Source organism: Paenibacillus sp. VTT E-133291 (assembly GCF_002264395.1).
Taxonomy (GTDB): Bacteria; Bacillota; Bacilli; order Paenibacillales; family Paenibacillaceae; genus Paenibacillus_AQ; species Paenibacillus_AQ nitricinens.
In genome coordinates, this window is record NZ_NFVA01000004.1 from 24017 (window position 1) to 50819 (window position 26803).

Consider the following 26803-nt stretch of genomic DNA (forward strand, 5'->3'; position numbering starts at 1 on the left):
ATCAATATAATGAATACAAGGGGGAAGGCTTGAAATGCTGAGAAAAAATAGATTCATTATGCTCGCACTCGTTTTAACCTTCGTAATGATCTTGAGCGCATGTGGTGGTGGCAACAACAAAGCCAATACACCGGCTAAGGCTACCAATAATGCCGCTGAGGTAACAAGTGAGCCTACCGAAACAGCGAGTGCAACGAATGCAGCCGAAACTTCAGATACCATAGACACCTCTAAAGAAGTAAAGCTGAAAATGATCTTCGTTGGGCCTAAACCGATAGACTATGATAGTGTTTTTGCTGAAATTAACAAGAAACTGAAAGAAAAAATTAATGCGACCCTTGAGGGAGAGTTCTTGGACTGGTCTGACTGGGCTCAAAAATATCCACTGAAGCTGGCGGCAAATGAAGATTTTGACCTCATCTATTCGGCAAACTGGGCTGGTTATAATGACCAGGCGCTGAAAGGCGGATTTCTAGAATTAACCGACGAGCTGCTTACCAAATATATGCCGCAAACTAAGGAAGCTATGTCAGATGTGAGCTGGGATCAGGCAAAAGTAAACGGTAAGCTGTATATGGTTCCGCAAAACAGAGGAGAGTCTGTTGAAAAGCTGATTCTATATCGTGAAGATTTGCGCAAGAAATACAATCTTCCTGAAATCAACAGCCCGGAAGCATATGCTACCTATTTGAAGACGATAGCTGAGAAGGAAAAAGGAATTACACCTTTCACTCCGGAAACAGGAGACTGGAAGTATCATAACTTGGACCGTGTATTACTGAAGCAGCAAAACGAATGGAATATGTTTGACCTGGATCTTCCGTTTGCCTTCAAATTGACCGATGAAACAGGCAAAGTCTTTAACGTCTATGAAACGCAAGAGTTCAAGGATCTACTCGTGTATTACAAAGATCTCGCTGATAACAATGCCTGGTCGAAAAACGTTCTGAACAGCAAAAATGATCATCAGGCGGATTTTAAAGCAGGCAAAACGGCCTCGATTACGCATAATAACGGAACACTTGGAGCACTCATGGCCTTGATGCGCCAAGAAAATTCTCCTTATGAAGTGGCGTTGGCTGATATCAACCAAGGGAAGAAAAAATCAGTGGCGATTTCTACACAAAACGGTACGTCGATTCATGCGACTTCCAAAAATGTAGAACGTTCCTTGATGCTGATTGATCTGATGCAGAATGATAAAGAACTGCACGACCTGATAATGTACGGAATTAGTGGCGTGCACTATGAACCGGTTGGCGACACCAAATATAAAGCACTCGACAAAAATCCAAACTTTACTGGATTCTCTAATTGGAACTTCAACTCACCACTCAACCTTGATAATGAAGCATTCCCTCAAGAAGCTAACGATCTGGCTAAGGGATGGGAAGCTAACGTCTACCACTATGCCCTTGAAACCTTTGTATTCGACAATAGCAAAGTGAAGACGGAAATTGCCAATGTGGGCAATGTAATGCTCCGCTATGCCATTCCGCTCGAGTATGGCGTAATTAAAGATATCGACAAAGGCCTTGCAGATTTGAACAAACAGCTGAAATCAGCTGGCATTGATAAAATCCAGGCTGAGCTGCAAGCGCAAATCGATGCTTTCTTAGCGAACAAGTAATATACAGGATAAGGGAGGCCCAACAGTCATGAAATGACTGTTGGGCCTCCCTGTTGTGGGGATCGTCCGAATAGGAGGTCGCTATCGGACACAGGATTTATCTTTAAATTTACATCAAATTATCAAATTAACGGAAGTTTAGCACCCTCTTGGAAATAATCGGAGCAAATCAACAGGGGTGGAGGTTCCGATTTCCGGGCATGTTACTTAAAACATGTTTAGGAGGGGATAAGGGATGTCCAGAAGAAACAGGAAATATGCAGTGCCGGGAGTTAATCGCGGAATGCAAACATTTAAAGCCGAGGTGATGCGGCGCGAGGGTTATGATGTAGATCCGGAGCGGCCTGATGATGTGAAATATGAAGTCGCAAAAGAACTTGGTATTCCATTGGAACACGGTGAGAATGGACATTTGAGTACGGAATCAGTGGGTCAGATTGGCGGAAAAATTGGTGGATCGATGGTCCGCGAGATGATTCGGCTCGCACAGCAGCAATTGGTGGATCAGGAGAGGGAGTAGCATTTTTTCTAAATCATAAAGTTGCAGAAAATGTAGGAGGCGGCTTTAGTCCTGAATTACCTGGGACTGAGACCGTTTTCTTTGCGTTTTCCCAAAACAACCTAATTAATGGTAGAATTTTACCGATGTTCCACAGTATAGTGAAGAAGGTTATAACACCATTCAATTCTGTATTGGGAGAGGAATCGTCGGATGAATCAGAGGTATCGTAAACGCAACACAGCTGCTTTCACAGGGGTATCGTATTTTGCATTGGCTGCAGGTCTTTTTCTATTCTGTTTGGGGGTGTACAACGACGATTGGGAATTGAACGTTAAAGGGTATTATTTGCTTTGCATGGTGTTAATTACGATTAGCTGTATCGTTGTGCAAAAGGTTGTTAGAGACAATTCAGAGGATAAGGAAATTAAGCTAGAAAATCCGAAACACAGGATGAGAAATACAGGGGCTTTCACAATTATGGCTTTTGCAGGCTTGGTTATTGGGTATGTAATGTTCTTTATTGGTCTGTACAATGCTCCATTTCAATTGAATGTAAAGGGGTATTATATAGCTGTTATTCTGTTGATTTCATATAGCGCCGTTGGCGTTCAGAAAGTGACGAGAGATAACGCGGAGGATAAAGAGATTCTCGCCGAGCAAGATGCCAGGAGGGACATTCAAGGGTAAAGAGGGACCTAGATAAGGAGCAGTGAAATGAACTTTATAAAAGAAAATCTCTTTTGGCAACATCCAACCAGCACTTCTTCTATTACAGATAACAAGATTGAAATTGTGACTGAGCCTAATACTGATTTTTGGCAACGCACCTATTATGGGTTTAGAAATGATAATGCACCTGCACTACTGATGAAGACTGATGAGAAATATTTTTCTTTTATAGTGAAGACTGATTTTGATAGTGCTCATAGATTTGATCAGTGTGGAGTAATTGTCTATCAGGACAGTGACAATTGGTTCAAGGCATCGATTGAATATGAGAATGAAGAATATCAAAGATTGGGTAGTGTGGTTACGAATCACGGATATTCGGATTGGGCTACAACAGATATCGATGCAACTATAAAAACAATGTATTACAGATTAAGTCGGCGTGAGAGTGACTTCTGTGTTGAAAATTCTCTTGATGGGATTACATTTAAGCAGATGCGTATTTTTCATTTGTTTGAAGGGAGCAAGTATATCAATTTTGGTTTATATGCTTGTAGCCCAGAAGATTCATCATTTAAAGCAACATTTACAGAAATAGAAATCACAGAATGCCAGTGGTTGGAACATAAATAAAGTTATGGAACTAAGATTAAGCTAAAGGAGCCTCGTGAGTAATGACGAGGCTCCTTTTTATTTTAAAATCTTTGTATGTTAACAAAGTTTTGAATGAACTAACCGGGCTCGCGTAGGCACTCATTTTTTAAATAAGCAGCAAAGCTCTTGATATTCATCCGTATGTGCCGATTATTACCTTCGAGCTTGCTCATCATGATACCACCCTCCATGATGGAAAGGGAGAAGGTAGCTAGTGCCTCAATATCGAGGTCTGCTTTGAATTCACCACTTTGTACACCCTCAGAAATGATTTTCTTTTTGGATTCTAGTGTGCCTATTAGGGCTTGCTGGGCTTTTTCACGTAAGCCTGGATGACTGTCGTCGCTTTCAATAGCCGTGTTGAGGAGCGGGCACCCCCCAATAAAAGGTGGCGCTTCAACTACTTTCTCGTATACATGTAAATATGCTAACAGCTTGCCAGAGGCCGTTTCTTGCTGACTAATGGCATTAGCTAGTTGGGCCCCCACAATACTACCCGCATAGCTAAAGGCTTCATATGCAATCTCATCTTTACTGGAAAAATGGCGATAAATGCCACCTTTCTTAATGCCTGTCAAATCTGTTATATCAGATAACGAGGAGCCCGAATATCCCTTCTGGTTAAACAGTTCAGCGGCTTTAGCTATGATGTATTTGCGAGTCTTCTCCCCCTTTTCCATTATCATCCTCCGTCCTTAATTGTATATGTACACGTAGTATATCAAATGAAATTATTCTGTTGCAAAAAAAAGCATTTATGCTAATATAAAAGATACCGAACGGTATCTTTTATATTAGACAAGGGTGGAAACCATAATGGAAACGACATGGTTTAAGGAATCCAGGTATGCATGGATTGGATTAGGATCTCTCTGGGTTATTGGATTTATTGGTGCATTGACCCGCTTCAGCTTGTCTTTCTTTCAGGTGCAGATATCGACGGATTTACAGATTAGCAGGGGATTTATCTCAATGGCATGGTCCACCAATTTATTCATCGTAGCCGTATGTGCACCTTTGGGGGGCTGGCTCGTGGATCGGTATGGCACAAAGAAGATACTAATGTTAAGTGCAATTTTGAGTACTTTGGGTACTGGTATTGTCGTGTTAGGTCACCATCCTATTGTCTTTTTTATTGGATACGGTGTTATCTCTGGTTTGGCAGGTATTGGGGCGACGACGAATTATATATTGATGTTTGAATGGTTTAGGCATCATCGGGCTAAAGCAATGGCTTTGCTGGCGAGTGCTTCTTCCGTAGGATTAGCGATTGTTACTCCTATTTTCGTAACCATAGACTGGCTGACTTGGAAGAACGCTTTTATGGCTTCTTTTATCTTAGGTGTTTGTGTGACGCTTCCCGTAATTTGGTTAGGAATTAAGAGTTCACAACCGAAAAATACGGAGAGGTCTCCTTCGGATCGTTCAATAGAAGTCGATGGTCAAGATACATTATCTAGCGTAATTGCACCGTCTAAAAGATTTATCTCTTTTCCTATCTTTGTCGTGGTCGCGATTGCGCTGTTCACCTGCGGTATCAATATGGGATCCGTCGAGATGAATTTGGTAGCCATACATCAGTTGGCAGATGTATCACCAAGCATGATCGCCTTATCTATGAGCATACTTGGAATTATGGAAATCACGGGGGCTCTTATTTGCGGCTATTTTCTGGACCGATACAATAAATTAATGATGATGTCTCTATTGTATGGCATACGTATTGTAGGTTTTGCTTTCCTTTTTATGCATTTAGGAAGTTCACCAATTCTTTTTGCTATAGCGTTCGGAATTACCTACTTAAGCGCATTACCAGGTGGAATGCTTGTTATTAATGAGATTGCAAAGGGTAAAGGAAAACAAACTGGTGTTCTACTTCTCATGCACCAGTGCGGCGGTATAGTAGGTGCATTAATTGGAGGCCTGTCCTTCGATTATTTTGGGGATTATCAGAACTTGATTGTTGTTGATGTTATAATCTGTATCCTCGTAACGATAGGGTACTTCGGATTATTCACGACACATAGAAGGAAGATTCGGATTGATAATAAGAAGGTGCATGCATAATTGGCCACCTGATCCTTCATATTATTAAGGGTACTCATCTAAGAACAAAGGAGAATACACTTTGCAGCAGCAACTACAGCCAGGAAGCATGACAATAGGGGGGCAGCAGCTAGACCACGGCGCCCATGAAATGTTCGATGTGCACGAGGTATTGTCCTGCCAGATCAATGTACTGGACCAGTTTATGATGTTCAGAACTTTTGTACAGGATCAAGAGCTTTTGTCTATTTTGGATCGGCAGTACAATTTCATGCTGGATCAGTACAACTTGACCTGCCAATGCTTTAAGACAGGGCAAAAGCCAAGCCAGGAAACGGCTACCTATCTTATCCCGAATATGACACAGCCGGTTTACGGCCTCCAACCGGCCCAGCCGAAGAAGCCTAACCAATCACTGGAAGAGGTGAAAGATGCGGGCGTCAGCGGGTATATGCTGGGTCTAATCAAATCCCATGCCTCACTGCTGGCCATGTCTTCACCCGAAGTGACGAACCCAGCGCTGCGCCGGGTGCTGGCTTCACAGGTGCAGCATTTTATTGAAATGGGATATGAGTTGTTCCTTTATCAGAACAAACATGCCTACTATCAGGTTCCGCAGCTTCAGGTTTCAGTAATACAGCAGATGCTGGATGCCTATGTTCCCGCTGCCGGTTCCCCTCAGATGCCCGTAAATAACTAGGCACTGACCAATTCTAACCGTAGAAGACCCGACTCGTTTGTTGTTGAACAGGAAGTCGGGTCTTCTTTTGTCTGCCTAAGCCTATACCAGAATAAAATAGCTCCCGAAAACGCATAGTAACACCAGACGGGGGGATATACATATGGGTACTCCAACTGGCAAGCTACCTTGGTGGCAGCTTACTCTGTTTGGTGTAGGCTGCACAATTGGCACGGGATTTTTTCTTGGTTCCAGCATCGCTATCCGTAAAAGCGGATTATTGGTGTTGGTTATTTTTGTGTTAGCGGCTGTGGCAACTCTGTTCGTCTATGAGGCGCTGGCCCAAATGACTATGCAGGATCCTCAAAAGGGTTCTTTCCGTAGTTATGCTAAGGCGGCTTTTGGACGTTGGGCCGGATTTGGCATGGGCTGGATCTATTGGTGTTCAGAAATTTTAATACTTGGCAGTACTATGACTGCTTTGGGACTGTTCTCGCGGGTATGGTTTGCGAGTTGGCCGCTTTGGGTTTTTACCGCAATTTATGCCGTGCTGGGTCTGCTGGTAATTATTCTAGGTAGCCAGGGGATTAACAAAGCGGAAAATGTATTCGCCATGATCAAAATCGCCGCGGTACTGATGTTCATCGTGGTCGCCATGGTTGCCCTTTTGAGAGGGAGGGGGAATTGGGATACGGTTCACAGTTCGGCAGCATGGTTGAACAAAGGATGGATGGGCGCTTGGAAAGGGTTACTTTATGCGTTCTATGCTTTTGGGGGTATTGAGGTTATGGGCTTTATGGCGATGGACTTACGCGACCCAAAAGAAGCTCCGAAAGCAGGCAGGTTTATGCTGCTGGGCGTGACCCTGCTGTATGTACTGTCGATAGGACTCGCCCTATTATTCGTGAGCCCTGAGAAAGTGAGACCTGATCAAAGCTCAATTATTGCTGCACTTGAAGCGATGGAACTACCTATTCTTGTATACGTGCTGAACGGGGTAATGATCGTGGCCGGGTTCTCTATCCTAGTGGCTTCATTGTATGCGGTCTCGACTATGCTGGTGACCTTGGCCGAGGATAAAGATGCCCCTTCTTGGTTGGCGGTGACAAAAGGAAAAAGAAAGATGCCGCTCTACGCGCTTGGTATCAATATGCTGGGCCTTTGCGTAACAATTGTACTGAGCTTGTTTCTGCCAAAGCAAATTTTTGAGCATATCACTACAGCTGCCGGTCTAGTTATTTTGTACACATGGCTATTTATCCTTGCCTCTTTCCTTAAGCTATTGAAACCAAAGATGGGCGGTTGGATTAGATCCATGGTCGCTACGGTGCTGATCATTGCTGCCGTGGCAGGTACACTTTTTGAAAAAGGGGGCCGTCCCGGCTTCTGGTCCAGCCTTCTGATCATCTGTGTCGTTGCTTTGATTACCTGGTTTAGGGAGCACCTCTTGAAAAAACGCGAACAAACCTCATAAGCGCTTAAGAGTGAAATTTAATTCCTATAGCTTTGAACTTGTTCTTCATATAAGTATATGGACATTTAGACGGCGCACTTTCGTCATCCCGCAGAAAATATTGCTTCCATTCCAAATTGCTCTCCTGCCCATACCATTGAAGGGAAGGATGCGCAGGAATACTATCATAGTCTGCGAGCTTCTTGCGGATCTGCTTTTTCATATTTCGACCAAATGCGGTAGAATCGTTAATATTCTCGAATACCCAACGCGGCTGAAAGGCAATCACAAAATAAGGGGTATGGCGGCTTCTTCGCAGCTCATGTGCCGGGGTTGCGCAGAACGCAAAATACGGATGCCCATCATAGCAGAACTCCCACGAAGGATGTGCGGGATCGGTAGAAATTTCATCCGGCCAGGGCACCGTATCCACCGCACTGACGCGGCCCAGAATGGACCAGAACAAATTCTCATATTCCTCGATGGAGTAGCCTTCTGCCAGATCTGCCGGAGTTTCAAAAAACAGGACAAGGGAGGCATATTTACCGGTATCCCGCGAGCATTGGCCATATTGGCGAAGTAAATGAGCGACTTCCGTAGTCGAGTCTTCGTTTCGTGGATCAGCAACGAAACCAAAGCGTAAATTATTGGATAGAAACCCCTGCCGTCCCGGGATACAGGGATATTTGCCTTCAGGATCTGCAATCATAGATGTAAATTGACGAAAAGCATCCTGCTGCCAGTACGGCAGCTCAGCCAGATGTTCATCCAGCCAGACCTTTGTGTTCAAATGGGCCATCCAAAAACACCCTCCTCGTTAAGTTCAAAACATCCTATGCGAAGGGAGGGAGATAGGTGAAGGCCTAGGGAATCTCTTGCTGGTTGAACCTATTAGCCAAACAACTGTATAAATGCCTGAGAGCCGAAGTAGATGCCAAAACCAAGAAGGCAAATCCCCGCGGCAAGGGAAATGAACCGGAGCATAGAAGGGCCGGTGAACCGATGAAAGAAGCTAGACAGCATCGCCATCACCACATCCCAGAGTAGGATGCCGACAAAAATACCCATGCTGTTCCACAGCACCTGATCGAAATGTTGATTTTCTATGCTTTTGGCCAGAATGGAGCCGTAAATGCCTAACCAGAACAGAATGCTGAGTGGGTTCATCAGTGCCATTAGAAATCCAGAACGGAAGGCGCTAGTGCCGGTCTGTGCACCACGCGAGGCGGATCCAGGCACGGCATTGATATTTTTCAAAGTGTCAATTCCGGTATACAGGAGAACGAAGCTGCCGAATGTCCATAGGAAGGTTTTCATAAACGGGGTATTCAGAAAGTGAGCTAATCCAAAGTAAATGAGTAGCATATACACTAAATCCGCACACATGGCCCCCAGTCCAATCATCCAGGATTGGAAAAATCCCATCCGCGCTCCCCGGTCAAGCTGGGCTGCATTGATGGGACCAATAGGTGCAGATAATGAGATGCCGAGTACTATATAGGTGATAAAGCTATTCATGGTCATCGCTCCTTGAATGAGATGTTAACTTGTACAAGTCATTCTATTCAAGAAGTGGGCCGGTTAGAAGACGAGCCTGGTGGGCGCTATTCTTTTTGCAACATACTCTAAAGAATCTCTACGGCAATCGGTGTACACTTGTACCCATTGCAGACACTTTCGGAGCAGGGACAAGCTGATATGGCAATGATCAGATCCATCTCAGCCCGCAACTCCATATAATCCCCGGCTTTAGAAAGCGGTCGCTCCACGCTGACTTTTCCAGAAGGATCAATGACAGTATTCATAAAAAGATTAAACGGATAATGCTGATCGGGAGCGGGCAGGCCAAACTCCGATAGCGCCTCATTCAGGTTATTGTAACAGCTGGCGTGATCCTTTTTGTTATACAGCACCTCATACATCTCGGGACGACAGGCAGAGTTAATGAAATCATGACGGCCCACAGTATCCTTAATAATCGTAAGCAGTGGCCTGTATTGGTTGGAATAGAGGATGTCCCCCGGGAGCACATTCATCTTGCCTAGAGCATCTATCGTTACACCGGGGTCAATCCGTTCATTAGGGCGAACGGCGTTATAAGCAGCAAAATCTGCTACCTGCTCTCCTTCTACATCGGTTACCCGGACGATCTGCCCTTTGTCCAACTTGAAGCCCAATCCCTTGGTTGCTGGAATTAGCCATTGGTGTTCACTCATGAGTATTCTCCTTCGGTCATAGTCTGTGAGAAGTAGTATGGCTTTTTGCCAAAAAAGTCATACCAAGTATGGAGCAGTGTGACGTTCATAGAAACAATTGTATTAGATATGATGACATTACAAGCCTATAGTAGCGTTGTTGCAGGAATCATCCCATTTGTCGTTGAATATATCCCGTTAACCGTATTGCGTATTCAAGATACGCAGCCACAGGAGGGAACAACTTTGAAATCGACTACCGTTCAAAGCCTTACAGAGAAGTTTAAGCTGGAAGTACTTGCAGGTGCTAGCTGCATGGAACGTGAAATCACTCGTTCAAAGGCGCATAGACCTGGTCTGGAGTTCGTGGGTTACTTTGATTTTTTCCCAACGAAGCGGGTACAAGTATTGGGCTGCAAGGAAATCAATTATCTGTTAACCCTAAGCGTTGAAGAGCGCAAGTTACATATTGGTAATATCGTCAAGTATCATCCACCATGCTTTATTGTGACGACAGGTCAGCAGGAGATTCCTTATTTAACTCTATTCTGCGAAGAAGAGGGCATCCCGTTGCTTCGGACGCAGGAGACGACGACAGAGATCATCGCAAAGATTGACACCTATCTGGTGAAGGCGCTGGCGCCAGAGCTTTCAATTCATGGGGTATGTGTAAATGTGTCTGGTATAGGTGTCCTACTCCGGGGCAAGTCTGGGATTGGAAAAAGCGAAACCGCGCATACGCTTATTAGAAGAGGCCACCGGTTTGTGGCGGATGATATCGTGGTGCTGAAGAAGCTGGGACCGGCAACGCTTCTCGGCACACATAATGAGACGACCCGCGAATTCCTAGCGCTGCGCAGTATTGGTCTGATCAATGTTGTACGCCAGTACGGGCGTAGAGCTTTTCAGGATGAGACGCGAATTGTACTCGACATTGAGTTGTCTCCTTGGCGAGAGAATTCCTTGAATAATGAGCTCGAGCTGGAGCCGAAGTTCACAGACTATCTTGGTGTCCAAATTCCACATATTGAAATCCAGCTTCAGCCCGGCCGTGACGTAGCCGGCCTAATCGAAGCTGCCGCCAACAACTGGTATCTGAAACAGCTTGGCTATAGCGCCGTTGAAGAGTTTATGCAGAGGATTGAAAACGGGATGCAGTCGTGAAGGTAAAACATATGGATAAATAGAATATCCAAGTACTTTTGAAAGGACTGTCCGCAGGTGAGAGTGCTGCTTATGGACGGTCTGTCTTTTTATTATGACCTACGCATTACTTTTTGCGTATGCTAAACTGTAATAATGAAAAGGGGGATGGACCATGGGTAGAAAACAAACTTTTACTGAAACCGAGCTGCTTGATATGACAAAAAAATTAGTATTGGATCATGGCTACGATGGCTTTCATCTCAAACTGCTCTCGCAGCATCTGTCCGGTGCCCGAAGTACCATTTATCAATATTATGCTAATAAAGAAGAAATCGTTGCCGCTTGTATGAAGCGCGTAATTGCAGCGGTATTAGATAAGGCATTAACAATTAACGAGGCAAATCCCATGGACGCTCTCGAGCAGTTACTTCTCATTTACGTAGAAGAATCTTCGCTCCATCAGCTCCTGGGAGATGCCAGTAAAATAAACACAGCGAATTCTGCTGCAGCGGCGAGGGATCTTGAATTTATTGAAGAAGCACATAAGACTCTTAAAATTCAGCTATCTGGTTTGTTCGCACGCGCACAGCAGGAAAAAAGCCTACGGCAGGATATCCCACTTCCTGTACTTATTGGTGTTTTTTTTAACCTAATTAATACACCAAATATGCTGAATATCCCAACACCTGATTGGGGTAAGGTGTTATTTCAAATGTGGATTGGGGGTGCAAAGAGCTGATCTAATTTTGAAGAGAATTTGACACATGTGTCATTTATATTGTTTAATAAATGAGACAGATGTGGTGGTGCCATCTAATTTGACACATGTGTCAATTAATATAAAGGGAGCTGAAAAAAGATAATGTTCTTAGCTATGAAGGAAATAATGCATAGTAAAATGAAGTTTTCAATGATTGCTATTATTTTTGTATTAATTGCTTGGTTGGTATTCATTTTATCAGGTTTAGGAACTGGATTATCTACACTAGCTGCATCCACACTCAAGACTATGAAGGCTGATTATGTAGTTTTTGAAGAAGGGTCGCAGTCTTCGATGAGCAAGTCTCTTCTGTCTGAGCAGTTATTGACCGAAGTGGAGTTATTGCCAAATGTTAGTGCTGCAGCACCGATGGGAAGTACAATGGCAACAGCGCTGAAAGAGCAAGGTGCTAAGAATGAGGATAAGGTAGACATCGCGATTATTGGAATTAATCCAGGAAGTTTCTTGGAGCCGACTATCGTGGAAGGGGAGAGTTTAACTTCTGAGAATTCTACTGGTGTACTAGTGAACTTGACCATGAAGGATGAGGGTTATAGCCTAGGTGATACTTTTCAGTTAGACGGTACAACGGAATCATTAACGATTATCGGGTTTGTGAAGGATCAGACCTATAACCACGTTGCTTCCGTATTTACTCCGATGGAGGAGTGGCGGAAGATTAGTTTTGCTGCTCCGGGTTCAGATAAAGGAATTCCAGGTCCGGTTAATGCAATTATGCTGCAAGGCAAGGATATCGATCCAGAAGTAATGAATAGCAAATTATCAGGTACGGATACGGTTACCCGGGCAGAAGCTGTTCAAGGGATGCCAGGTTACAAGGAAGAGAATGGTACTATTTTAATGATGCTAGCATTTTTGCTGGCGATCTCTGCATTCGTGCTTGGAGTGTTCTTCTATGTAATTACGATGCAGAAGAGCAACCAGTTTGGCATTATGAAAGCTATAGGTGCCAGTAACAAATTCCTTGGAAAAGCCATTATATCGCAAGTATTTATAATTTCTTTGACTAGTATTGTAATTGGAATCTTACTGACTTATGGGACAGCCGCCATTATGCCGAAGGGTATGCCTTTCAAGCTGGAAACGAATCTTGTCGTAATTTATTCTTTAATCTTACTAATCATCGCTGTGTTAAGTTCGATGGTATCCGTTCGAAAGATTACAAAGATTGATCCGCTACAGGCATTGGGGAGGGTTGAATAATGACTAAGGGATTACAAATGAATGATGTCACAAAATACTATGCTGAAGGAAGTAATCGTATCGCCGCACTCGATCATGTAACCCTATCGGTCGAGCCGGGTGAGTTCGTGGCTGTAGTTGGACCGTCGGGTTCAGGTAAAAGTACGTTCTTGTCTATCGCTGGAGCCATGCTTGAAGCTTCAGAAGGGGAAGTTAAGCTGAACGGGCATACTATTTCTACGCTTACTGCCAAAGAACTGTCGAATATAAGACTACAAGAAATCGGATTTATTATGCAATCTTCAAATTTGGTTCCATATTTAAATGTTTTGGATCAATTGCTAATAGTAAAAAGGATGTCGAGCACAGTAACTAGAGAGGATAAGCAATTGGCCACTAAGCTGCTCGAAGAGCTGGGTCTTGGCGCGAAGCTAACAAGTCTTCCAGAAGAGTTATCAGGTGGGGAGAAGCAACGGACAGCCATCGCTCGCGCTTTAATAAATAACCCTAATGTCATCTTGGCGGACGAGCCTACAGCTAGTTTGGATACTAAACGGGCCCATGAAGTAGTTAGTCTAATCGCGCAAGAGGTGAAGTCACGCCAGAAAGCAGCGATTATGGTTACTCACGATGAACGTATGCTTAAATATTGTGATAAAGTATACCGGATGGAGGATGGTAAGTTATCTTTGTTCCCTCTAAAAGATGTTTATAAATAAATTTTTCTCTGTCTACACAAATAGACCGCAGATCAATTCTGCGGCCTATTTTTTTAATAGTAAATTATGCTTTCAGAAATTAGAGGATCATTTAAGATTAGAGGTGTTGTATTCAACCAGCTCGAGTCAGTTGCTAAGTTTGAAACTTTTGTTAAAGACTGAGTAGCTAATGATGAAAAGAATCGTAATCAAAGAGCGACTGTGGCTGACACGGCGCTTTTTTTGTGATGATTGTAATCTTCTTGCGACATACTATTCCTATGTAATAACCCCCTCAAGGGTATGAATACGCAGGAGGACTTGCGTTATTGGCTGGGCATAGGCTATAAATGGTATAATTTCTAATAGGTATTTTGAGTGATCGTTACTAGGAGGTATTAATGATGAGTGATGAGCTATTGGAAAAATTGGACACTTGGCATGAAGAGGATGAATTTCAAGAAATCGTGGATGCAATAACGGAAATTCCTGAAGAGGAAAGAGATTATGTTCTAACTAGTCATTTGGGCAGAGCACTTAATAATCTCGGGCAATATGAAGAGGCCTTAGAGCAGTATTTGAGCATTGAAGAAGAGGGCGAAGGTGATCCGCTCTGGCATTACCGTATCGGAGTTTCCTACTATTATCTGAAGCGCTATGACGAAGCTTTAAAAGCATTTACAATTGCAGACGAGCTAGAGCCTGATGATGAGGACACCTTGGAGTTTTTGGGTTGGATCAAACGCAAATTGGCTAAGAAAGCTACCAAAAAGCCTGTGAGTAAACCCGCAAATAAGCCTGTAGTAGCAATCGACTCCACCAATTTTTGGGATGACAGCGAGTATGCGTTCGAAGAATATATCTCTGAACGGCCTACAGATGCATTGATTGCTTCAGTGGAAGAAGAGCTGGTATTTAAGTTGCCAAAATACTACGTTGAAATGATGAAGTTACATAATGGGGGAATTCCTCATAACAATCGGTACCCAATTCCGGGAACAGGAGAATTTATTACGATTTCAGGTATCCTTGGCATTGGACGAGATAAAAATAGGTCGCTCTGTGGAGCTTCAGGCAGCCGGAATGTGATTGAAAATGGACGTTATCCAGAGGTTGGTGTGGTGATTTGTGATTGTCCTTCGGAGAATGAAGTAATCATGCTGGATTACCGCGAGTTTGGAAATGATGGCGAACCTGAGGTTATCCATGTAGATCGTGATAACAAATACAAGATTACTCGCTTGGCTGACAATTTCGAGTCCTTTATCGGTGGACTGGTGAAATAGTGGATTCGGCGATTTAGCTGAAGGCGAGACGGGTTCCGAGTCGTTAGACTTTGGTGAACCTATAATTAGTCATGAATCAGCCCATTCATGAACCAGGAAACAGAGCAGCGGTTATCCAATCATGGAGATACGCTGCTCTGTTTTCTTTTTTATCCACTCATTGACCGTTAATGAACACCCTGGACTGAAGTACATCGAGCGCTTGGTTGATTTCCTCCAATTCTTCAGTAGAAGAATCTTTAATTCGATCCAGAAAACGTTCGCCGATTTGCTCAAAAGCTTTATTCATCATCGCTTGTCCCTCTTCAGACAGTCGGATAAATTGCTTACGCCGATCTTCTGCGACATCAAACTTCTCACAAAGGTTCTTTTCCGTTAATTTCTTAAGTTCACGGCTTGTGTTTGGCATAGAGATATTCTTACAATCGCTGATTTGGCTGAGGGTAACAGGCTGGCTAACGGCAATATACTCCAGAATACTATATTGAACAGGCGTAATACCTTCCGGTCTAACATCTTTGGTTAGGTCGAATGTTACTTCATGGACTGCCGTCGTAAAGGTCACTAATTTATGGAAAAACGCTTCTTTGTCCATTACGATCACCTCTTAGTGTAAACCTTAACAAAATAATTATCATAATACAATTATCATTTGACAACTAAATATAGGTTGTGATACGATTTTGTTATCAAATGATAATTAAAGAGGTGGAGCAATGAACGTCTTAGTCATCTATACACATCCGAATCATAAAAGTTTAAGTTATTCTTTTTTCAATAAAGTCATCCAAGGAAGTAATGAGAATCAACAGATCTCGAAGATAGAGGTACTTGATCTATATGAAGAGCAATTTGATCCGGTGCTGGTTTTTAATGAACATAAACGGAGAAGAGACATGCACACCGATCCCCAGCTAGAGAAATATCGTGAGCAGATTCGTCAGGCCGACAAAATTGTATTCGTGTATCCCATCTGGTGGGGGCGGCCTCCGGCCATGCTGCTAGGTTATATTGATCAAATGTTTGCTTCTAATTTCGCTTACAGAGAAAAGGGCGGGCTTATACCTGAAGGGCTGCTGAAAGGGAAGTCGGTAGTTTGTATTTCCAGCATGAAGGGTCCAACCCTGTATCCTTTATATTGGTTAAATAATTCCCATAAAGTGCTGATGAGAAAAGCATTGTTTCAATATTGTGGGATCAAGAAAGTGAAGTTTTTTGAGTTTGGCAACATGGAGAGCCCGAAAGGTAAACATGAAAAGAAGCTAAATCAGGTGTATCAATATTTCAAATCTGTAGCTAATTAATACGATAGATGAAGCAGCGTTATGATTATTTCGGCTCGTTGTATAGATAGGCAACATAATCCTGTAGCACTGAGGTATGATCCATTTGTCGCAGCATTATCCCGATATTACCGCGGTGATAGCTGCCATGATTCGCGATGTGAAAGATAGCTCCGGAAATAGATGTCTCAAGCGATCCCATAGTTGGATGATCTAACACAACGGTGGGGTCCTTATCTATGTGGCTATTCAGAACCATTTTATTTTTACTGGATAGCTCACGATAGAGGACATCCATTTCTTCAATATCTTTTATTGCTAACAAGGGCTCTAGTTGTGCTGCTGATGCTATAGCTTCATTCCTAGTTCGCCCTGAAATCAAGTCAAACCAAATATTCTCCACGACATAAATATGCGTCACAACCTTTGCTACCGAAGAAAAACCACTCTGGATATCCTTATGATAAATGTCTTTAGGCAACTCCTTTAAGCGATGGATGATCGTTTGATTAGCCCATACATTGTAGTCATACATTTCTAACGTAGGATGTTTCTCCATGAGTTACTCCCCCTAAGATTATTGATGCTTTAATTATACCCATTCCAAAAATGTTCGGTACAATTTAGAGATGTTTATTATAGGATCCTTTGTCCAAAATAAACCAAGATACAGACGACAGCGATAAAGCAGAGGAGTAGCCAATTCGCTAGCTTCATTCCCATCTACACCGTACCTGCCTTGAACATTGTTAAGTCCTCGCCGCTTACTTGTTTGATTAAATTCATTACCTTATAGGCTCCTCTGCCGTTCTCATAAGGCTTCATCTTATCTTTGTAAGTAGAGCGGTTCTCGTATAGCATCATAATCGAATGAACAAAGGTTTGATTAGTCATCTCTTCTTCAAGTAACATTTCAGCGAGTCCAGTTTGTTGAAAATACTGCGCTTGGGCAAGTTGACCAGAGCGGCTGCCACCATTCGTGTGAGGAATTAATAACATTGGCTTTTGCATGGAAAGAAGCTCCATCATAGAATTTGAGCCTGCACGCGATACGACAACATCCGCCATAGCTAATAAATGCGGCAGCTCACAGCTTGTAATGAATTCATACGATTTGTAGCCTGACATAGAGAGGTGATAATCAACCTTTCCCTCCCCGCAAATATGAACCACTTGAAATTTATCTATCAACTCAGCGAGTACATTGTTCACCATTTGGTTAATGCTGTGTGCCCCTTGGCTTCCTCCCATAATAAGAAGAACAGGCTTAACAGAGGTGAATCCGCAAAAGGCTAAACCACGTTGTTTATCCGCTAATTTGAATTGCTCCTTCAAGAGCGGTCCCACATGAGCGGTCTTGAGTGAAGCAGATTTGGTTACAGTATCCAGAAAATTTGTACACAGATGAGTGGCAAACGGAAGTGATATTTTATTAGCTAGTCCAAGATTTAAGTCTGGTTCATAAATAATGATGGGCACTTTGTTAAGTTTGGCTCCAATCACGACCGGTACAGAAACAAATCCACCTTTAGAAAAAATTACACCTGGTTTGATGGCTCGTAGGAGCCGGTAGGATTGAAAGATGCCCTTCATGACTTTGAATACATCAGTTACATTTTTCCAGTCGAAGTAGCGTCTCAATTTTCCTGTGGAAATGGGGTGGTAGGTCACATCCTCCTTGTATTCAGACAAAAGCTTGCGCTCAATCCCTTGTTCAGAACCTATATAATGGACGTCCCAATCCTCTGCAAGACATTTAGGGATCAACACTAGATTACCAGATACATGTCCTGCGGAGCCTCCGCCTGTAAATACGATCGAGGGCCTCATGATAGGAACCCACCTTGTTGTAGCATTTCTTTTATTGCGGGTTGGCTCATCAACACATGATTGGAATCATAGCTTTGGAAGTCCACAGGCGGGCAAGAGGCATAAGCTTCTTGTAACCCTTCTATAGGAAAAGGAGGGAGAATCACATAATAGTGATCATCCAGATGAATGGAAGAAGCACTCTCGAATTCCGAAATTAGGGCCTCGCTTAAGCTTTCTCCTGGGCGAATCCCCGTTTCATTGATTTGGATCGTGCTAGTTGATAAGTTATCAATTAAGACTTGGGCAAGATCCTTAATATTGCAAGCAGGCATCTTGGTCACAAAGACTTCTCCGCCCCTGCTTTCTTCTGTCGCTTTAAGGAGTAAGGTAATTGCATCATCTATGGTTAAGAAAAAGCGAGTCATTCTAGCATCTGTAAGGGAAATGTCTACCTCATCCGCAATACTTTGTTTGAAAATGGGAACCACACTGCCGGTTGAGCCGAGGACGTTGCCACTTCTCACACATACAAACTGTGTTTTGGTTTGTCTGAGATTGGCATGAACCATTAACTTTTCGCCGAGTGATTTTGTCATTCCATAGGTGCTCGATGGATGAGCTGCTTTATCAGTGGAGACGTAGATCACTTTTTTAACGCCATGTTTAATAGCGGCTTGAATCACATGCTGAGTTCCGAGTACGTTAGTCTTCATCGCACTGTCCGGTTGTTGTTCGCAGATCGGGACATGCTTCAAGGCCGCTAAATGATAGATATAATCTACCTGATGGCAAGCCTGCATCAGTTCTTGCTTATCACGTATATCACCGATGATGAACGTTAGTTTGGGATTATGATGATATTCCTGTTGTAGTTCTACTTGAAGTGACTCATTGCGGGAAAATATTCTGATTTCTTTAGGGTCACTTTCCAATAACCGTTTCACGAGTTGTCTTCCCCATGATCCGGTTCCCCCAGTAATTAATATGGTTGTATTTTGCACGGTTTGTTCCTCCTATGATCTTAGCTACACAACAATCATAGTGTTCATATGTTACGTGAATATGGCAAAGCGAAAGCTCCCAAAATCAAAAAAAGGTTAAAGAACCCGTATAACAGGTCCCTTAACCCTTCTTTTAACATCTAATAACCATCGGTTTGTTTACCGGATTGCTCCGCAATTTCCGCGCCGGCTCGATTATCCGAGGTACCTATATGCTTGTGGTCGGCTTGGGCTTGAGCAAGACCTTCAGCCACTCGACGGCCATAGTCTGGATCGGCCTTTGTGAAATGCTCGATCATATTATTCTGAATGACAGGCGCACATATTTTCAGTGCTTCGACCAGGTTATGAATCAATTCATCCTGTTCCCAATCCTCGAACTTGCGATAGGTATCTCCAGCTTGCCCGAAGTCATTTGCCCGACTAATTTTGTCGCGAACTAGTCGATCATTATACATCGGTTGATGTTCTTTGCCAGAAGGGGTTGCCTCCTTTAACCCGCCAAGCGAGGATGGTTCGTAATTCACGTGTGGGTTTTGCTCAGGTGCCTTATCCACATGATAAGTCATTTGCCCATCCCGCTGATTCGTTGCTACCCTTGTTTTTGGAGCATTAATCGGCAACTGAATGTAGTTCGCGCCCACCCGGTGCCGCTGAGTATCCGAATAGGAGAACGTCCGGCCTTGCAGCAGCTTGTCATCCGAGAAATCCAGACCGTCTACTAGAACTCCAGTCCCGAAAGCGACCTGTTCGACCTCGGCAAAATAATTATCTGGATTTCGATCCAGAATCATCTTCCCTACAGGTAAAAATGGAAAACGTTCATGATCCCAAAGCTTAGTAGGATCGAGTGGATCAAAGTCGAGCTCTGGATGCTCATCGTCACTCAGGATTTGTACACAAAGCTCCCATTCAGGATAATCCTTGCGCGCAATAGCCTCATATAAATCCTGCGTAGCATGGCTGACGTTTTTGGCTTGGATATCCTCAGCGGCTTGCTGAGTGAGATTCTTAATGCCATGTTTCAGCGGCTCCCAATGGTATTTGATTAAGACGGCTTCGCCTTTTTCATTCACCCATTTATAGGTGTTGACCCCAGACCCCTGCATCTGCCGATAGTTGGCTGGAATCCCCCAAGGAGAGAACAAAAACGTAATCATGTGAGTAGCTTCAGGAGAGTTCGATACGAAATCAAACATCCGTTCCGGGTTTTGCAGATTGGTCACGGGATCTGGCTTGAAAGCATGAACCATGTCAGGAAATTTCAGCGGATCACGGATAAAGAAAATCTTCAGATTGTTGCCGACCAAGTCCCAGTTGCCATCCTCTGTATAGAATTTTGTGGCGAAGCCACGGGGGTCCCGAAAGGTCTCCGGAGAGTAAACACCATGAACTACCGTAGAAAACCGTACGAATACAGGTGTTTTTTTGCCTGCTTCTTGAAAAAGCTTAGCACGCGTATACTTCGAGACGGGTTCATCGCCTACTTTTCCATAAGCTTCAAAATACCCGTGGGCTCCTGCACCCCTAGCATGTACAACACGTTCCGGAATACGCTCTCGATCAAAATGAGATATTTTCTCGATAAAGTGGTAGTTTTCGAGCGTCGACGGTCCGCGATTGCCTACCGTCCGTATATTTTGATTATCTGTAATTGGATGACCCTGTCGATCCGTTAAAGTCATATCTTCTTTTTCCTTGTCCATAGGGCAGAGCTCCACCTTTCTTCAGATATGTATAGTATTTTCTACCATAATTCTGAAAAGTATGCGAAACCCACTGACAAGAGATGTTATGAAAGTTACAATTTTTATTGGCATTTGAAATAATGACTGTTATATTTGAAAATACTATGTGTTATAAGCTTAGCAACTTGGGATCGACAGAATGGAGAGGCGGAATTACATGCAACAATTTTTAGATAGTATGATTAGCGTAACAAATGATTTTTTATGGTCGAAAATATTGGTGATCCTTCTTATTGCTTGTGGACTTTATTTCACCGTAAGATCGAAATTTGTACAGTTTGGTATGTTCAAAGAAATGTTTCGGGTTCTTAAAGGATCTAATGAAAGGTCAAAAGATAGTATTTCATCCTTCCAGGCCTTCTGCATCAGTATGGCGGCGAGGGTAGGGACAGGTAATATAACGGGAATCGCAATTGCTATTGCGATAGGTGGTCCAGGGGCTATCTTCTGGATGTGGGTGATTGCCATTATTGGATCAGCGTCTGGTTTTATAGAAAGCACTTTGGCACAGGTATATAAAGTGAAGGATAAGACCGGATTTCGCGGTGGGCCTGCCTATTATATGGAGAAAGGCCTGAACAAGCGCTGGATGGGAGCGATATTCGCGGTTCTGATTACATTATCCTTCGGGCTTGTATTTAACGCGGTCCAATCGAATACGGTCACAGTGGCCTTTGAGAATTCATTTGGCACCAATCGGGCCATTCTTGGCCTTATAATGGCTGCTGCCTTTGCGCTGGTTATCTTCGGCGGTGTTAAGCGTATCGCAAGAATGTCCGAATATATTGTGGTGGTAATGGCAGGAATCTACATTGGGGCTGCTCTTATTATTATGCTGATTAATATTACAGAGCTCCCGGGAGTTCTCGCACTCATTGTGAAAAGTGCCTTCGGATTTGAACAAGTCGCTGGTGGCTCTCTTGGTGCAGTAATTCTACAGGGCGTGAAGCGTGGTTTGTTCTCTAACGAAGCGGGCATGGGGAGTGCGCCAAATGCTGCAGCAACGGCAACCACAAGTCATCCGGTGAAACAGGGGCTAATGCAAGCCCTGGGCGTACTCACGGATACGTTACTTATTTGTTCGAGTACGGCATTTATTATTTTACTGTCTGATGCCTATAAGCAGCCTGGGCTAGATGGGATCAAGCTGACACAAGCCGCATTAAGCGAGCATATTGGTTCGTGGGCATCTGGATCACTAGCGATCATGATTTTATTGTTTGCCTTCAGTACATTAATTGGAAATTATTATTATGGTGAGACTAATATAGAATTCTTGAACTCCAACAAAAAAGTATTATTATTCTATAGATACAGTGTCTTGGCGATGATTATTTTTGGTTCCGTAGCAAAGGTTCAATTGGTATGGGATTTGGCTGACTTATTTATGGGCTTCATGGTTATCGTGAATTTGATTGCCATCCTGCTATTATCCAAAGTGGCCTTTGCCGCCTTGAAGGATTATAAACGGCAGAAAAGTGAAGGGAAGGACCCTGTTTTCTATAAAGACAGTATTCCAGGGCTGGAGAATATTGAAGGTTGGGACAATTCTTCAGATATAAAAAGATAGAAATGTATTTGAAGGGCTCAGGAGACTGAGCTCTTTTTGCTGTCAGATTAGAAAAACGAGCCTTTAGAATTGCTTCTATAGGCTCGTTTTGCATAGAGAATATTTAATCTAGTATTTAACCTGCCGCCCACACATCCAACTCAATTTTTAATTCTGGTAAACCTAATCCTTTAACATAAGCAATGGTCATTGAAGGAGGCGTCATCCCGAATACTTTATTCCAGATTTCATAGAAATGATCCCAATCGATTTCTTCTGTGGCCCAAATGTTGATCTTGATTACGTTATCGGGAGTTAACTTTTGAGAAGAGAGGACTTCCACAATATTACTCATCGTATTTGTTACTTGTTGATTAAAATCTGTAGGGATATTACTGTTTTGATCGATTCCAATTTGACCAGAAAATACATACATTTCAGCGTTTCTACTTATTTTTGTTACATGACTATAGTTACCAACGGGTTTCGCAATATTTTCTGGATTATATCTTGTAATCACATTATTATTTAAGTTCATTTTATGAAGTCTCCTTTAAATAGATGGATACATAACGATAGCTAGGTTATATATCTCCACTGTTTTTTGGTTTCTCTTAATTTTTGACAGACCTATCCTATCCATCATTAATTCTAGAAAAAAACAGCAGTAGAATACCCAATACCAAAAGATAAATATTTTAGGGATCTCTTTTTCATCAGGTATTCCTCCTTCGTATTTAAAGTAAGATAACTTCATCAGAATGATAACATTAATCCTCGTAAGACGGCAACTTTGCCTCTTTCAGCAAAAAAACACTTACATTATTGAGATTTATATTGTTATAATGACAAACAGACCGGTTGGTATGTTAGGGGGGATAAAATATTATGGATACAAAATTACTAATGATTGATAAGGCGACACTCCTGTTTCAACAAAAGGGCTATAAGGGTGTAGGCGTCAGTGAAATTTTAAAAGCTTGTGATGTTACCAAAGGAGCGCTCTATCATCATTTTCCAAATGGAAAAGAAGAACTATTAATTGCTTGTTTAATGGGCCTAAAGGAAGCCATAACAATAGATATGGAGGACATTTTCAAAAGGCATTCCTCTACACAAGAGGCTACGCAATTCCTGGTTAATAAATTAATTCATAACTTAGAAACCGAGGGCAAGCTTACAGGCTATACATTTAGTAGTATGGTCAGTGAAATGGCTACTGTCAGTGAACCTGTCCGCCTAGCATGTAACTCACTTTATGAGAACCTACAGACTATTTACTACACGAAGCTTGTAACTGAAGAGTTCTCGAATGAAGTAGCTTCTGATATTGCTTTATGGATGACCGCTTCGATTGAGGGCGCGATCATGCTATGTCAAACACAGCAATCTACAGCACCTTTAAAGACCATTGCCAAACTAATACCCACAATATTGAAAGGAAGAACATCATGAATCTAGAAACAAGATTACCAAGAAACGGTAAAGAGGGTGCATTATACGGAGCAATTATTTGTACACTAACCGTTCTGTTTATGTCTTCATTAAATATTATTTTAGCAGTTGGAGAATTCAATGGGGAAGTTGCCTTATCGATCCTTAAGCTGTTTCCGATCATTTGGGTCATTGTTATGATTATAGAGCCTGTGGTTATTGGGCGTATCGCAGAAAAGCTGACAGCTACATTCACACAACCTAGTGATAGCTTCAACGCCAAAATTCTATTTCGTATTCTTTTCACTGTATTAGGAATGTCATTTGTGATGACCTTTATTGGAGACATTATCGGAAATGGATTGAGTTCTGATACGTTCCATCACTTCTTAGCGAATTGGCCAAGAAATTTCCTGATTGCACTGATCGCTGAAAGTATAGTGATCCAGCCTTTTGCACGATTTGTGATGGTAAAGCTACATGCTTCTCAGGATAAAAAAAAATCCAGCGCCGCTGGTATAACTGCATAAGGATTTTCGGAAAAAAACTCGTAACATAAATAAGCTCTCAGGCGAAGCGTTTCGTTTGAGAGCTTTTCTATTACCGTATATAATGATATTTTAGTTGAATAATTGAAACCCTCCTATAACAAAGAAAGCTTAACAATGAAAGGTAATATCGAACATGATGATCTATAGTCGTCTTGCCATAATGATGCCCCCATTTCCCTAGCTAGGCTCATATTCTTGTTGTTCTAGGATATAAGCTTGTAGGAGGGCGAATTTAATATGAAAAAATATGCAGCACCATCTTTACTGCTAATGATTGTTCTTGTGGCTTTTCCGCAAATCAGTGAGACGATCTACACTCCATCGTTGCCGGATATTGCGGTAGCACTTGGGGTCTCTAATAGTTCTGTACAATTAACATTAAGTATCTATTTTATCGGATTTGCTTTAGGTGTTTTGTGTTGGGGTTGGCTCTCTGATTTCATCGGACGGAGACCTGCCATGCTGGTTGGCCTCATTGTATATGGTATTGGATGCTTGATGTGTTTTAACTCGGAATCCATTACTCTACTTCTGGTCAGCCGTTTCATTCAAGCGTTTGGGGCAGCGACAGGCTCAATCATTACACAAACGATTCTTCGTGAGAGTGTATCCGGAAATAAGCGGCATGCCATGTTTGCCCAAATCTCGGCGGTGATTGCGTTTACTCCAGCCGTAGGGCCTCTTATTGGCGGATTCGTGGATCAAGCTTTTGGCTTTCGGGCGGTTTTCTTTACACTAGTAACGATGAGTGTGTTGTTATTTGTATATGCTTTTTGGAAGCTGCCAGAAACGACTGATGTTTCCGCGAGAAAAAAGGTGGCTATTCTACCTATCGTTAAAAGAATGCTCTCATTGCCACGTGTACTGGTGTTTGGGTTACTGATCGGGGGCATCAATGGAGTTTTATTTAGCTATTATGCAGAAGCACCCTTTATATTTATTGAACACTTTAACATTTCACCGGGAGTATATGGTTTTCTAGGTATTGTTGTGGCTTTGGCATCGATAGTGGGAGCGATGATGTCCAAGAGATTATTGAGTCTCTATGCCGCAGAAAAAATAATTCACATCGGCTGTCTAGTCATGGCTACCGGTTCCTTACTATTAACATTAGTATGTAGTCTCGGAACGTTGCCGGATATGATACTGATCGTATGTATCTTGGTAACCCTTTTTGTCATGTTAATGGGGGCCGGTATCGCCTTACCTAATTGTCTAAGTCTTGCGCTTGTCAATTTTCAGGATGTTGTGGGAACAGCAGGTGCGATCTTCAGCTTGGGATATTACTTATTAGTTAGTTTGGCGACATGGGGAATGAGCGCCCTGCATAATGGTTCATTACTGACGATGCCCATCTATTTCTTAGGGATTAGCGGCGGAATGTGGTTATTAAGTAGAAAGTTTATTGTAGCGGAATAGAATTTTTATAAGTGATTTGCAAAGAGAAGGTATGGAACGGGGCATCCATATAATAATGGCAGTCTGGAACCTTTTGAGTTCCGGACTGCTTTTTATTTGTTAGTCCACTTCCGGCACAATGACTTGGATATGACGAGGGAGAACACTTAGCGAAATTGGTAAAATCGGACCTTCTTCACCATCCACATTGGTTCTTACAGCTTCTGGAGAGCTTACAGTTACATTTTGGGCCGTGAAATAGACAACGTCTTTATGATCCTTAAGACTGCCAAGTAATAAAGAAATACTGGCTGTAATGGTATTGAGTATACTGAGGTCTTGAATAATAAAACAGTGAAGCAGACCATCGTCAACCGCAGCATCAGGGATCAGATTCTCGAATCCGCCAACGGAGTTGGTTAACACGGCGAGAAAAAGCGGGGAATCGCCTTGCCATGTTTTCTCGTCATAATGAATAACAAGAGGGTGCGGGGAAGTGCTTGTAAGTTGTTTTAGGCCTTCTTTCAAATATGCCAATGAGCCGAGCTTGGTTTTCTCTTCGATTGTTACGGAGGATAAGGATCCGGCGATTGAACCTACGGCAACAACATTTCCGAATAAGCGGTCATTCAAGCAACCAATATCTACTGTCTTTACGTTAGAGGAAGCAAGAGTTTGAATGGCTATTTCGGGATTCAATGGAATCTGTAACGCGCGGGCAAAATCATTAACTGTTCCTAAAGGGACTACACCTAACTTTGGGTGTTGTTTCTGATTCATAAGACCATTAATGGTCTCGTGAAGTGTGCCGTCCCCGCCAATGGAGACGACTAAATCGTAACACTCCTCACAGGCAGTGATACAATAACGAGTTGCATCTAGTTCTTTTGCCGTCTCCTTGATTGTAACCAAGTAGCCTTGATCAGCTAGAACTCTTTCTGCATATCTGACATATTCGCCAGCTTCTTCTTTACCAGATGAGGGGTTAATAATAATCATAGCTTGCGGCATAGGGATTATCCTCTCTTATTCAATCTAATACCTATTAGATGATTACCCCAAAGTGGTATAGCAGAAATCATAACAACCTAAAAAAGGTGAGCAAG

Annotated in this window: 28 protein-coding genes and 1 pseudogene; 18 read left to right on the plus strand and 11 right to left on the minus strand. The window is 42.7% G+C overall.

The features are described from left to right. Window positions 1-34: 34 nt before the first annotated feature. The 5 genes and pseudogenes from CA598_RS02910 (at window position 35) to CA598_RS02925 (ending at window position 3434) form a co-directional block, all read left to right on the plus strand. Complete coding sequence (locus CA598_RS02910) at window positions 35-1630, plus strand: ABC transporter substrate-binding protein (RefSeq protein WP_094875301.1); 1596 nt, start codon at window positions 35-37, stop codon at window positions 1628-1630. Between the two features lie 235 nt (window positions 1631-1865). Next, a complete protein-coding gene (locus tag CA598_RS02915) occupies window positions 1866-2150 on the plus strand; it encodes an alpha/beta-type small acid-soluble spore protein (RefSeq protein WP_076285007.1) in 285 nt (94 codons plus the stop codon). 192 nt (window positions 2151-2342) lie between these two features. Beyond that, window positions 2343-2525: pseudogene (locus CA598_RS33325) on the plus strand (YiaA/YiaB family inner membrane protein); the annotation flags it as partial. 57 nt (window positions 2526-2582) lie between these two features. Next, window positions 2583-2819 (plus strand): YiaA/YiaB family inner membrane protein, encoded by a 237-nt coding sequence (locus tag CA598_RS33330; protein ID WP_306035596.1) that lies wholly within the window; start codon window positions 2583-2585, stop codon window positions 2817-2819. 27 nt (window positions 2820-2846) lie between these two features. Further along, entirely contained in the window at window positions 2847-3434 is a 588-nt protein-coding gene (locus CA598_RS02925) for a DUF1349 domain-containing protein (RefSeq protein ID WP_094875302.1), read from the plus strand. A gap of 98 nt (window positions 3435-3532) precedes the next feature. Here CA598_RS02925 and CA598_RS02930 read toward each other — a convergent pair whose 3' ends face one another. Continuing rightward, entirely contained in the window at window positions 3533-4135 is a 603-nt protein-coding gene (locus tag CA598_RS02930) for a TetR/AcrR family transcriptional regulator (RefSeq protein WP_094875304.1), read from the minus strand. A 136-nt stretch (window positions 4136-4271) separates the two neighbouring features. On the opposite strand from CA598_RS02930, the gene CA598_RS02935 reads away from it, so the two are divergent. The 3 genes from CA598_RS02935 to CA598_RS02945 all read left to right on the plus strand — a co-directional run bounded on the left by CA598_RS02935 (window position 4272) and on the right by CA598_RS02945 (window position 7654). Beyond that, a complete protein-coding gene (locus tag CA598_RS02935; RefSeq protein WP_094875306.1) occupies window positions 4272-5522 on the plus strand; it encodes an MFS transporter in 1251 nt (416 codons plus the stop codon). A gap of 88 nt (window positions 5523-5610) precedes the next feature. Next, window positions 5611-6201 (plus strand): spore coat protein, encoded by a 591-nt coding sequence (locus CA598_RS02940; RefSeq protein WP_094868502.1) that lies wholly within the window; start codon window positions 5611-5613, stop codon window positions 6199-6201. A gap of 142 nt (window positions 6202-6343) precedes the next feature. Next, the gene (locus tag CA598_RS02945; protein ID WP_094875308.1) at window positions 6344-7654 is read left to right on the plus strand and encodes an amino acid permease; all 1311 of its coding nucleotides are present in this window, start codon (window positions 6344-6346) and stop codon (window positions 7652-7654) included. Window positions 7655-7658: 4 nt separating this feature from the next. Here the strand turns inward: CA598_RS02945 and CA598_RS02950 are convergent, their stop codons facing one another. The 3 genes from CA598_RS02950 to CA598_RS02960 form a co-directional block, all read right to left on the minus strand. Further along, window positions 7659-8432 (minus strand): YqcI/YcgG family protein, encoded by a 774-nt coding sequence (locus CA598_RS02950; RefSeq protein ID WP_094875310.1) that lies wholly within the window; start codon window positions 8430-8432, stop codon window positions 7659-7661. A gap of 92 nt (window positions 8433-8524) precedes the next feature. Next, on the minus strand, window positions 8525-9151 hold the full coding sequence (locus tag CA598_RS02955) for a LysE family transporter (RefSeq protein WP_094868465.1): 627 nt from the start codon (window positions 9149-9151) through the stop codon (window positions 8525-8527). Window positions 9152-9258: 107 nt separating this feature from the next. Continuing rightward, complete coding sequence (locus CA598_RS02960; protein ID WP_094868464.1) at window positions 9259-9849, minus strand: DUF1989 domain-containing protein; 591 nt, start codon at window positions 9847-9849, stop codon at window positions 9259-9261. A gap of 225 nt (window positions 9850-10074) precedes the next feature. Between CA598_RS02960 and hprK the strand changes: the two genes are divergently transcribed. The 5 genes from hprK to CA598_RS02985 all read left to right on the plus strand — a co-directional run bounded on the left by hprK (window position 10075) and on the right by CA598_RS02985 (window position 14921). Further along, entirely contained in the window at window positions 10075-10992 is a 918-nt protein-coding gene (gene hprK / locus CA598_RS02965; protein WP_094868501.1) for an HPr(Ser) kinase/phosphatase, read from the plus strand. 154 nt (window positions 10993-11146) lie between these two features. Beyond that, window positions 11147-11713, plus strand: coding sequence for a TetR/AcrR family transcriptional regulator (locus CA598_RS02970; protein WP_094868463.1), 567 nt, complete (start codon window positions 11147-11149; stop codon window positions 11711-11713). A gap of 123 nt (window positions 11714-11836) precedes the next feature. After that, window positions 11837-12958 carry an ABC transporter permease gene (locus CA598_RS02975; RefSeq protein ID WP_094868462.1) on the plus strand — a complete coding sequence of 374 codons (1122 nt, stop codon included), beginning with the start codon at window positions 11837-11839 and terminating at the stop codon, window positions 12956-12958. After that, a complete protein-coding gene (locus CA598_RS02980; RefSeq protein WP_094875312.1) occupies window positions 12958-13656 on the plus strand; it encodes an ABC transporter ATP-binding protein in 699 nt (232 codons plus the stop codon). The genes CA598_RS02975 and CA598_RS02980 overlap by 1 nt, the downstream gene beginning before the upstream one ends. A gap of 383 nt (window positions 13657-14039) precedes the next feature. Further along, entirely contained in the window at window positions 14040-14921 is an 882-nt protein-coding gene (locus CA598_RS02985) for an SMI1/KNR4 family protein (RefSeq protein ID WP_094875314.1), read from the plus strand. Between the two features lie 157 nt (window positions 14922-15078). Here CA598_RS02985 and CA598_RS02990 read toward each other — a convergent pair whose 3' ends face one another. Then, on the minus strand, window positions 15079-15516 hold the full coding sequence (locus CA598_RS02990) for a MarR family winged helix-turn-helix transcriptional regulator (RefSeq protein ID WP_094868459.1): 438 nt from the start codon (window positions 15514-15516) through the stop codon (window positions 15079-15081). 121 nt (window positions 15517-15637) lie between these two features. On the opposite strand from CA598_RS02990, the gene CA598_RS02995 reads away from it, so the two are divergent. After that, window positions 15638-16225: an NAD(P)H-dependent oxidoreductase gene (locus tag CA598_RS02995; RefSeq protein ID WP_094868458.1), complete on the plus strand. Its 588-nt coding sequence runs from the start codon at window positions 15638-15640 to the stop codon at window positions 16223-16225. 25 nt (window positions 16226-16250) lie between these two features. Here CA598_RS02995 and CA598_RS03000 read toward each other — a convergent pair whose 3' ends face one another. From CA598_RS03000 to CA598_RS03015, 4 genes are all read right to left on the minus strand, one after another. Beyond that, window positions 16251-16763: a DinB family protein gene (locus tag CA598_RS03000; RefSeq protein WP_256990333.1), complete on the minus strand. Its 513-nt coding sequence runs from the start codon at window positions 16761-16763 to the stop codon at window positions 16251-16253. A gap of 164 nt (window positions 16764-16927) precedes the next feature. Continuing rightward, window positions 16928-18034, minus strand: coding sequence for an undecaprenyldiphospho-muramoylpentapeptide beta-N-acetylglucosaminyltransferase (locus CA598_RS03005; RefSeq protein WP_094875316.1), 1107 nt, complete (start codon window positions 18032-18034; stop codon window positions 16928-16930). Continuing rightward, window positions 18031-19017, minus strand: a complete 987-nt coding sequence (locus CA598_RS03010) for an SDR family NAD(P)-dependent oxidoreductase (RefSeq protein ID WP_094868456.1) — start codon at window positions 19015-19017, stop codon at window positions 18031-18033. The genes CA598_RS03005 and CA598_RS03010 overlap by 4 nt, the downstream gene beginning before the upstream one ends. Before the next feature lie 140 nt (window positions 19018-19157). Beyond that, a complete protein-coding gene (locus CA598_RS03015) occupies window positions 19158-20723 on the minus strand; it encodes a catalase (protein ID WP_094875317.1) in 1566 nt (521 codons plus the stop codon). A 199-nt stretch (window positions 20724-20922) separates the two neighbouring features. On the opposite strand from CA598_RS03015, the gene CA598_RS03020 reads away from it, so the two are divergent. Continuing rightward, window positions 20923-22335, plus strand: a complete 1413-nt coding sequence (locus tag CA598_RS03020; protein WP_094875318.1) for an alanine/glycine:cation symporter family protein — start codon at window positions 20923-20925, stop codon at window positions 22333-22335. 115 nt (window positions 22336-22450) lie between these two features. Here the strand turns inward: CA598_RS03020 and CA598_RS03025 are convergent, their stop codons facing one another. Then, on the minus strand, window positions 22451-22852 hold the full coding sequence (locus CA598_RS03025; RefSeq protein WP_094875320.1) for a RidA family protein: 402 nt from the start codon (window positions 22850-22852) through the stop codon (window positions 22451-22453). A gap of 350 nt (window positions 22853-23202) precedes the next feature. Here CA598_RS03025 and CA598_RS03030 point away from each other — a divergent pair, with 350 nt between their 5' ends. From CA598_RS03030 to CA598_RS03040, 3 genes are all read left to right on the plus strand, one after another. Then, a complete protein-coding gene (locus CA598_RS03030) occupies window positions 23203-23769 on the plus strand; it encodes a TetR/AcrR family transcriptional regulator (protein WP_094875322.1) in 567 nt (188 codons plus the stop codon). After that, window positions 23766-24278 carry a DUF2798 domain-containing protein gene (locus tag CA598_RS03035; protein WP_218832578.1) on the plus strand — a complete coding sequence of 171 codons (513 nt, stop codon included), beginning with the start codon at window positions 23766-23768 and terminating at the stop codon, window positions 24276-24278. Before CA598_RS03030 ends, CA598_RS03035 begins: the two co-directional genes overlap by 4 nt. 258 nt (window positions 24279-24536) lie before the next feature. Further along, complete coding sequence (locus CA598_RS03040; RefSeq protein ID WP_094875324.1) at window positions 24537-25718, plus strand: multidrug effflux MFS transporter; 1182 nt, start codon at window positions 24537-24539, stop codon at window positions 25716-25718. Between the two features lie 99 nt (window positions 25719-25817). Here the strand turns inward: CA598_RS03040 and CA598_RS03045 are convergent, their stop codons facing one another. Continuing rightward, window positions 25818-26708 (minus strand): diacylglycerol/lipid kinase family protein, encoded by an 891-nt coding sequence (locus CA598_RS03045; RefSeq protein ID WP_094868450.1) that lies wholly within the window; start codon window positions 26706-26708, stop codon window positions 25818-25820. Between the last annotated feature and the right edge of the window lie 95 nt (window positions 26709-26803).